Here is a 1,491-nt window from a genome sequence, read left to right on the forward strand (position 1 = left end):
GACGAGCAGATCCACCGACGACGCGGCCCGCCTCTGGTTACCAGGGGCGGGCCGCGTCGCGATAGTCGGGGCAGACTTCCCCCTCTCATCCGAAGCCCGGAGACCCCCGATGATCATCGTCACCCGCCTCGACCGCACCCGGTTCGCGGTGAACCCCGACCTGATCGAACGCATCCACGCGTCGCCGGACACCACGCTGCACATGGTCGACGGCCACGTCTACGTGATCGAGGAGTCGCTCGACGCCGTGATCGACCTGATCGTCGCCTATCGCGCACGGGTCCTCGGCGTCGCCCAGGCACTGACCTCTCAGACGGGAGGCTGAGCGTGGATCCCGCATTCATCATCGGCGTCATCCTCGCGTTCGGCGCGCTGGTCGCGATGATCACGATGGAGGGTGCGAGCTTCGAGGCGCTGCTGATCCCGGCGCCGATGATCCTCGTGCTCGGGTCGACGATCGGCGTCGGCATCGCCAGCCACACGCTGCGCGACACGATCGTCGCCGTGAAGAGCCTGGGCCGCATGGTGATGGGCCCCAAGACCACACCAGAGGCCGTCATCCCGTTCCTCGTCGGCTATGCCGAGAAGGCCCGCGGTGAAGGTCTTCTCGCGCTCGAGCAGGAGCTCGACGGCGCGCCCGACGCGTTCACCCGTCAGGCTCTGCAGGCTCTCGCAGACGGCACCGACGCCGAGGACCTGCAGATGGTGATGGATGACGAGATCGCGGCGACCTCGTCGCGCAACCGCGTGGCGTCGAAGTTCTTCGGATCGCTCGGCGGATACGCGCCGACCATCGGCATCGTCGGCACCGTCGTCTCGCTGACCCATGTGCTCGAGAAGCTGGACGAACCCGATCACCTGGGTCCGATGATCGCGGCGGCCTTCGTCGCCACCCTCTGGGGTCTGCTCTCGGCCAACTTCATCTGGAACCCGATCGCCGGCAGGCTCGGGCGGATCGCCGCGGTCGAGCTCGAGCGCATGACCCTGATCTCGGAGGGGATGCTCGCCATCCAGTCCGGCAGCGCCCCGCACCTGCTGCAGGAGCGCCTCGAGGCGATGTCGAGCGCTGCCCCGAAGGTGAAGAAGCAGAAGCGGGATGCGGAGCAGGCGGAGGGTGCGCGGTGAGCACAGCCCGTCGAGCGCGCGGTCGCGGGCACGAGGAGGACTCCCACGACGAACCCGACGAGCGCTGGGCGGTCTCGTACGCCGACATGGTCACGGTGCTCATGTGCCTGTTCATCGTGCTCTTCGCCGTGTCGAACGTCGACAAGACGAAGTTCGAGATGCTCGCCAACAGCCTCGCCACCGGGTTCGGTCAGGAGAGCACGGAGGGCGGGGCCGACACGGCCGAGGGCATGATCATCCCGCCGGAGCTGCAGGATGACGACGGCGTGGTCGATCTCGCGGCGCGAGCGGCGGCGGAGTACGAATCGCTCGAAGAGCTACGCGACCGCATGAGCGCGTCTCTCGCCTCTCCGGGACTGCAGAACA

At 67.8% G+C, this 1,491-nt stretch carries 3 protein-coding genes; all 3 read left to right on the plus strand.

The genetic code is table 11. The features are described 5' to 3' along the window. Positions 1-109: 109 nt before the first annotated feature. Positions 110-325: a flagellar FlbD family protein gene (locus tag J7E68_RS16795; protein WP_215174510.1), complete on the plus strand. Its 216-nt coding sequence runs from the start codon at positions 110-112 to the stop codon at positions 323-325. 2 nt (positions 326-327) lie between these two features. Next, entirely contained in the window at positions 328-1,125 is a 798-nt protein-coding gene (locus J7E68_RS16800) for a motility protein A (protein WP_215174512.1), read from the plus strand. Next, on the plus strand, positions 1,122-1,491 hold a 370-nt coding region (locus J7E68_RS16805; protein ID WP_215174514.1), incomplete at its 3' end, for a flagellar motor protein MotB. The genes J7E68_RS16800 and J7E68_RS16805, both read left to right, overlap by 4 nt.

This window comes from Microbacterium sp. ISL-103, from assembly GCF_018613995.1.
Classification (GTDB): domain Bacteria; phylum Actinomycetota; class Actinomycetes; order Actinomycetales; family Microbacteriaceae; genus Microbacterium.

What these genes read in the sequence shown, in the direction of transcription:
- J7E68_RS16795 (WP_215174510.1), top strand. Translation starts at nt 110, where the DNA reads ATGATCATCGTCACCCGCCTCGACCGCACCCGGTTCGCGGTGAACCCC.